General features: G+C 54.9%; 6 protein-coding genes. 4 read left to right on the top strand and 2 right to left on the bottom strand.

The window, feature by feature from the left end; translation table 11 throughout:
- Positions 1-116 precede the first annotated feature (116 nt).
- Positions 117-1,517 (bottom strand): aspartate ammonia-lyase, encoded by a 1,401-nt coding sequence (locus ABWP27_RS11435; RefSeq protein ID WP_353156844.1) that lies wholly within the window; start codon positions 1,515-1,517, stop codon positions 117-119.
- A gap of 385 nt (positions 1,518-1,902) precedes the next feature.
- Positions 1,903-2,820 (bottom strand): LysR family transcriptional regulator, encoded by a 918-nt coding sequence (locus ABWP27_RS11440; protein WP_353156847.1) that lies wholly within the window; start codon positions 2,818-2,820, stop codon positions 1,903-1,905.
- Between the two features lie 101 nt (positions 2,821-2,921).
- Between ABWP27_RS11440 and ABWP27_RS11445 the strand changes: the two genes are divergently transcribed.
- The 4 genes from ABWP27_RS11445 to leuD form a co-directional block, all read left to right on the top strand.
- Positions 2,922-3,896: a tripartite tricarboxylate transporter substrate binding protein gene (locus ABWP27_RS11445; RefSeq protein WP_353156850.1), complete on the top strand. Its 975-nt coding sequence runs from the start codon at positions 2,922-2,924 to the stop codon at positions 3,894-3,896.
- Positions 3,897-4,026: 130 nt separating this feature from the next.
- A complete protein-coding gene (locus ABWP27_RS11450) occupies positions 4,027-4,953 on the top strand; it encodes an alpha/beta fold hydrolase (RefSeq protein WP_353156853.1) in 927 nt (308 codons plus the stop codon).
- Positions 4,954-5,029: 76 nt separating this feature from the next.
- Positions 5,030-6,439, top strand: a complete 1,410-nt coding sequence (gene leuC, locus ABWP27_RS11455; RefSeq protein ID WP_353156856.1) for a 3-isopropylmalate dehydratase large subunit — start codon at positions 5,030-5,032, stop codon at positions 6,437-6,439.
- A partial coding sequence (gene leuD / locus ABWP27_RS11460) for a 3-isopropylmalate dehydratase small subunit (RefSeq protein ID WP_353156858.1) occupies positions 6,436-6,911 on the top strand: 476 nt, incomplete at its 3' end. The genes leuC and leuD, both read left to right, overlap by 4 nt.

Genomic DNA, 6,911 nt, shown 5'->3' on the forward strand with positions numbered 1-6,911 from the left:
CAACCTGCGGCGCTCGCAGAATGTGACGCCGTTCCATCGTTATTGAGAAAATTTAAACAAGCAAGACTGCATTTTTATTCCGGCACCGGGGCTCAACACCCCGGCACCAACCAGCATTAGCCTGAAATCAAGGCACCTGCCTGGGTCAGGTTTTCGGGTCGCAAGAGTTTTTGCATGTCAGCCTGACTCATGATTCCCAGTTCTTCTGCCACCACGGCAATCGGCTTGCCGCTTGCGATGGCAGCTTTCGCAATCGCCGCAGCCTTTTCATAACCGATCAGCGGATTCAGTGCCGTGACCAGGGTGACAGACTCTGCAATACGCTGCGCCAGTAAATCCTGATTGCTCTTGATGCCCTCTACACAGTTCACCTGTAGCGTGTGGCAAGCCTTGGCAAGGTGTATCACACTCTTGTGCAGTGCCCAGCCGATCAAGGGTTCAAAGGCGTTGAGTTGCAGTTGCCCGCCTTCTGATGCCATGGTGATGGCAACATCGTTGCCGATGACTTCAAAGGCCACCTGGTTCATCACCTCGGGGATCACGGGATTGACCTTGCCCGGCATGATCGACGACCCTGCCTGTCGCGCCGGCAGCTGGATGTCGCCGATACCGGCCTGGGGGCCGGAGGAGAGCAGACGCAAGTCGTTGCTGATTTTGGAAAGCTTGGTGGCGATGCGTTTGAGAATGCCCGAGACATCGACGAAGCCGCTGGTATCCGAGGTCGCAGCAATCATGTCGCGTGCCTTGGTGACAGGGACGCCCGACAGTTCGGCGAGCTTGGGAATGACGACATCGACATAACCTACCGGCGCGTTGATGCCGGTACCGATGGCGGTGCCGCCCAGGTTCACTTCGGTCATCAGGATTGCGGTTTCCCGCAGGCGCTTTTCGTCGTCGGCAATCATGCTCGCAAATGCTGCAAACTCCTGACCCAGCGTCATCGGTACGGCGTCTTGTAACTGGGTACGTCCGATCTTCAGAATGGAAACGAATTCGGTGGCCTTGGCTTCAAAGGCGCCACGCAGATTTGCGAGGGCCTGCAGCAGTTGATGAAGGTCGAACCAGATCGCAATCTTCAGTGCTGTCGGGTAGGCGTCGTTGGTGCTCTGGGATGCGTTGACGTGATCGTTCGGGTGAATGACGTCGTAGCGACCCTTTTCCAAACCGAGGTGCTCAAGCGCACGATTGGCGATTACCTCGTTGGCATTCATATTGGTTGATGTGCCTGCACCGCCTTGTATGACATCGACGACGAATTGGTCGTGCAATTGTCCGGCGATCAGATCGTCACATGCTTTGGAGATCGCGTCGGCCTGGCTGGTGTTGAGTACGCCCATTTGCAGGTTGGCATGAGCGGCAGCTTTCTTTACGAATGCAAAAGCACGAATGAGCTCCGGCATTTGCGCAACGGTTTGGCCGGTGATGGGAAAATTCTCCACAGCGCGGGCCGTATGTACGCCCCAATAGGCTGGTGGAGGGATGGCTTTGATGCCGAGGAAGTCGCGTTCTTGACGCATGATATGTCCTAGAAAAATGGTTGAAAAATTAGCGTGGCTATCCATCACGAATGTGTGTGCCGGGAATTTGCGATCGCCCCACCAGGCAAGGGGTGTTGTCAGCTTGATGACCTCTGGTTTTGAGAGGCGCTAAGCTAAGAGGCCCCAAACTTTGATAAGAGGGAGCCATGAGCAAGTTTATCCAAGGTCCGTGGGTACGACCAAGGTGCAACGCATCAAGGGGGGATAAAGCAGAACAAATTGTGGAGGTACTAAAAACGCATAACTCCCGCAAACATGAATGCTTTTGAAATCACACGCCTTCGATATGATATCAGCATTGAAAAATACGCAGGAGAAGTGCGTCATCTCTCCTGGTGATTGTTGATGGAAATAGTTTTCGTCACTACCAGATGGTTTTGCCTCGATCCGCCCGATGGCTTTCAAACGCTTTCAGCATGAAATCGACCAGCGCACGCGTCTTTGCAGACAGGTGATTCTTGGTGGGAAACACGATATAGATATCGGCTTGCGGCAGTTGCCATTCTTCAAGCACCGCACGCAGACGTCCGGATCTCAGATAAGGCGCGACATCCCATTCAGATCGAATCACAATACCCTGGCCATCCAGCGCCCATGCGGTTGCGCATTCGCCGTCATTGGCACTGAGTGATCCGCGCACCTTGACGGTTTCATGCTTCATGCCGGAGCTGAACTGCCAGCTTCCGTATATCTCATCGCTCTCACGCAGGAGAATGCAATTATGTTTTTGCAGGTCGCGTGGCGTCAGCGGAATACCGTGATTTTTCAGGTAGGCAGGCGATGCACAAACCAGGCGACGGTTGTCGGCAATTTTGCGCGCGGTGAGCCGTGCATCGGGAATCTGGCCAAACCGGATGTCGGCATCAAAACCCTGTTCCACCAGATTGACGGGGCGATCGGTTAAATGCAACTGCACATCGACCTCTGGATACAGTCGCGCAAAGGCTGACAGTTGAGGTGTGATGTGCCTGCGGCCGAAGCCAAATGTGGCGCTGATTTTCAATAAACCCTTGGCGGTAACGTTGCCTCCCGAGATACGCTGTTCCAGCGCTTCGAGTTCAGCAACCAGGCGCGCCCCATCTGCGAGATATATTTCTCCCTCAGGTGTCAGGCTGATGCGCCGGGTGGTGCGATTGAGCAGGCGGACGCGCAGGCGCGCTTCTATGCCAGCCAGCCGTTTGCTGACTGAAGGTGGCGTCACGCCAAGCTCCTGCGCAGCAGCGGCCAGGCTGCCACGCTTCACCAGCAAGGAGAAAAATGCCAAATCCGAGATACCGTCCATTGGTTCCTAAAACGACTGAATGAATTAATTTTAAGTAAATTATAGAGCTGTTAATTACGAATAAGATGAGCGCTCTTACAAAAAATAAATCGGAGACCGATATGAAGCGTTCCTCTTTCATAGCCGCAGTATTTTTACTTCCCCTGAGTTTTGGCGCAGCCACATTTGCAGCAGCAGAAAATTATCCGTCTCGCCCAATACGCATGGTCGTTCCTTATGCGCCCGGTGGCAGCGCAGATATCGTGGCGCGACGTATTTCAGACGAATGGGCCAAAGCGCTCGGCGGCAGCATATATATCGAAAACAAGGCAGGTGCAGGCGGCAATATCGGCGTCGATGCGGTGGCCAAGGCCGAGCCGGACGGTTACACGATTGGTTTGCAGACAGTATCGCTTGCAATCAATCCTTCGATCTTTCGCAAGATGCCTTACGACACGCTGAAAGATCTGGCGCAAATCAGTACCGTGGCAACTTCCCAGCATGTACTGGTCGTCAACCCGAATTTTGCCGGGAAAAACACAAAGGATCTTCTGGCGCTGGCGAAAGCAAATCCAGGCAAGTTCAATTATGGTTCCGCCGGTAGCGGCAGCACCTTTCATATGGCTGCAGAATTGTTCAAATCCGTCGCCAATGTCGATATCGCTCACGTCCCTTACAAAGGCGGCGGACCGGCGATGATCGATACCATTGCCGGACAGGTCGACATGTGTTTCCCTGTACTCTCTGCAGCTGCCCCACACGTCAAGGTAGGGAAACTGAATGCAATCGGTGTCACCGGACCTAAACGTTCGTCACTGATGCCGGACGTGCCGACGCTGGCAGAGGCAGGCCTGCCGGGCTACAGCTTTGAAACCTGGTTCATCGTCTTTGCACCTGCAGGCACTCCCAAGCCGGTGATCGACAAACTCAATGCGGCATTGGCCCAGGCTCTGAACAACCCGGTCTTGAAAGAAAAAATGGTCAAGGAAGGTTTCGATCCGGAACCGTCCACACCGATTCAAGCACAAGCCAAGCTGACGAAAGAACTGGCGAGCTGGTCCAAGCTGATCAAGGAACGCGGCATTACTGCAGAATAATCTGAAAGGTCGTATAAATTGAAGGCGCCGATTTGAGATATCTCATTTTCATCGTTGCTGTAAGCAACGATGTCCAAGCTCAAATGGGCGCCTTGCATGTACCTCACTCTTGGAACAAAGAGAAGCAGTCATGACTATCACTTTGCATCCTCACAATCCGGCCAAGGCCTTGTTTCCCGAGAGCGACAGCCTGCTAATCGACACGGACGCCGGCGTGCAAATACATGCGAGGGTATTTGGTGAGGGCCCGCCTTTGCTGTTACTGCACGGTCATCCGCAAACACATGCAATCTGGCATCGCGTAGCACCCGTCCTGGCTGCAAACTTCACGCTGGTATTGGCTGATTTGCGTGGTTACGGTGATTCATCCAAGCCGCAAGGCGACGCCGACCATGGCAACTACAGCAAACGCACGATGGCCTTGGACATGCTCCGTGTGATGCAAGCGCTGGGGCACGAAAGATTCGTCGTGTTGGCGCACGACCGTGGTGCGCGTGTGGCACATCGATTGGCAGTTGACCATCCGGCTGCCGTATCGCGACTCGTGACGCTGGACATCGCGCCTACATTGGCGATGTACGAGCAAGCAGGTCAGGCTTTTGCGCGCGCCTACTGGCACTGGTTTTTCCTGATTCAGGCAGCGCCGTTGCCCGAGCGCTTGATTGAAGCCGATCCGGCCGCCTACATTCGCGATGTGATGGGTCGCCGTCATGCCGGTCTGGCGCCGTTCGATCCGCGTGCGCTGGCTGAATACATGCGTGCGATGGCATTGCCTGGTGCAGCACATGGCCTGTGTGAAGACTACCGCGCAGCAGCGGATATCGATTTAGTGCACGAACAAGCCGATCGCGATGCAGGACACAAGATGAGCCAGCCACTGTTGGCGCTGTGGGGTGCCGAAGGCGTTGCGCAGCGCTGCTTTGACACACTGGCTGAATGGCGTCGTGTGGCAAGCGACGTGCGCGGACAAGCGTTGCCTTGTGGGCATTACATTCCCGAAGAAGCGCCGGAAGCATTGCTGGCACTTGTGCTGCCTTTTCTGAAGGCAACATCCTGAACCCACATCTAAAATCCGGACCAGGCGCGTCAAGCAACGCTGCATCACTACCGAATAATCTAAAAGGTCGATTCATATGACACGCACGCTTTACCAAAAACTGGTGGATACGCACACGGTAGCGCAGCTCGACAGCGACAACGTCCTGCTTTTCGCCGATCTGCATTTGCTCAACGAGTACACCAGCCCGCAAGCTTTTGCCGGCCTGGACGAGCGTGGCTTGCGCACGTTAATGCCCGGGCAGAACGTCGCCACGGTGAGTCATATTATTCCGACTCGTCCGGATCACCTGCGCATCATTCAGGATACGGATTCGGCGCTGCAAGCCAGCAATCTCAAGCGTAATTGCGACCTGCACGGCATTCCTCTTTTCGACACCAATGACGCGCTGCAGGGGATAGAACATGTCATTGCGCCGGAGCACGGCATGATTCGTCCCGGCATGGTTGTCATCTGCGGTGATAGTCATACGACTACCTACGGTGCGCTCGGTGCGCTGGGTTTCGGAATCGGTACAACAGAAGTCGAGCATGTGCTGGCCACACAGACATTGGTGTATCGCCTCGCGCAAAACATGCGTATCCGCGTTGACGGCAATCTGCCGCACGGCACCACCGCCAAGGATCTGGTCCTGATGATCATCAGCCGTATAGGTGCGCAGGGTGCGCGCGGTTTTGTGGTCGAGTTTTGCGGTACGGCCATCGAGGCATTAAGCATAGAAGCTCGCTTTACCCTGTGCAATATGGCGGTGGAGGCAGGCGCCCGCGGCGGCCTGATTGCGCCGGATCAAAAGACGGCCGAGTACGTGTTGCAACGTGCACCCGATCTCGCGCTGAACCCGGACTGGCGACAGGCAGCAATCGCAGATTGGCAAGCTTTGCGCAGCGATGAAGACGCAGTGTTCGATATTGAACATGTTTTTGCTGCCGAAGATGTAGCGCCATTCGTTACGTGGGGCACCAGTCCGGATCAGGCTATTCCGATTACCGGACACATTCCGACTTGCACGGAAGACGGCATTGAAAAACAAAGTGCCGAACGTGCGTTGCGCTATACCGGATTAACAGCTGGCATGCTGCTGGAAGGTTTGCCGGTCGAGCATGTTTTTATCGGGTCATGCACGAATGGCCGGATTGAGGATCTGCGTGCGGTGATTGAAACGATAGGCGACCGCAAGGTTGCGCCGGGCGTGCGTGCAATGGTCGTCCCCGGCTCGGGCGCGGTGCGCATGCAGGCAGAGGAGGAGGGCATCGCTGCAAAGCTGATCGCTGCCGGCTTCGAGTGGCGCAAGCCAGGCTGTTCCATGTGTCTGGCGATGAACGACGATGTCCTCGCCCCAGGCACACGCTGCGCTTCGACCACCAATCGCAACTTCGAGGGAAGACAGGGGCGCGATTCGATTACCCATCTGATGAGTCCGGCAATGGCTGCTGCTGCTGCCGTGACAGGCAAGATTACCGATGTACGCAAACTGGTGAAACAATGAAATCAAAAACCACTGTGATAGAAGGAATCGCGGCTTCTTTGCCGCTGGCGAACCTCGATACCGATCAGATCATGCCCAAGCAGTTTTTGCGCGGGATAGACAAGAAGGGTCTGGCCGCTGGCTTGTTATATGACTTGCGGTTTCATCCGGATGGCACGCCCCGTCCGGACTTCATCTTGAATCTTCCCCAGTATCGTGCCGTTTCAATTCTGGTTGGCGCAGCCAACTTTGGCTGCGGCTCAAGTCGTGAACATGCGGTATGGGGTATGCAGCAATTCGGTATCAAAGCGGTGCTGGCACCGAGCTTTGGAGAAATTTTTTATTCCAATGCGATGAATAACGGCCTTTTGCTGGTCAAGTTGCCTGAAGACGCGCTTTCGCAATTGCTGGAGCAAGGTGGGCAGGAGCCTGTGCACCTGGTGATTGATATTCAAAAAATGGAAGTCAGTAACGGCAAATTATCTGTTCCTTT

Origin of the sequence: Herminiimonas fonticola (assembly GCF_040395855.1) — a bacterium.
GTDB lineage: Bacteria > Pseudomonadota > Gammaproteobacteria > Burkholderiales > Burkholderiaceae_D > Oxalicibacterium > Oxalicibacterium fonticola_A.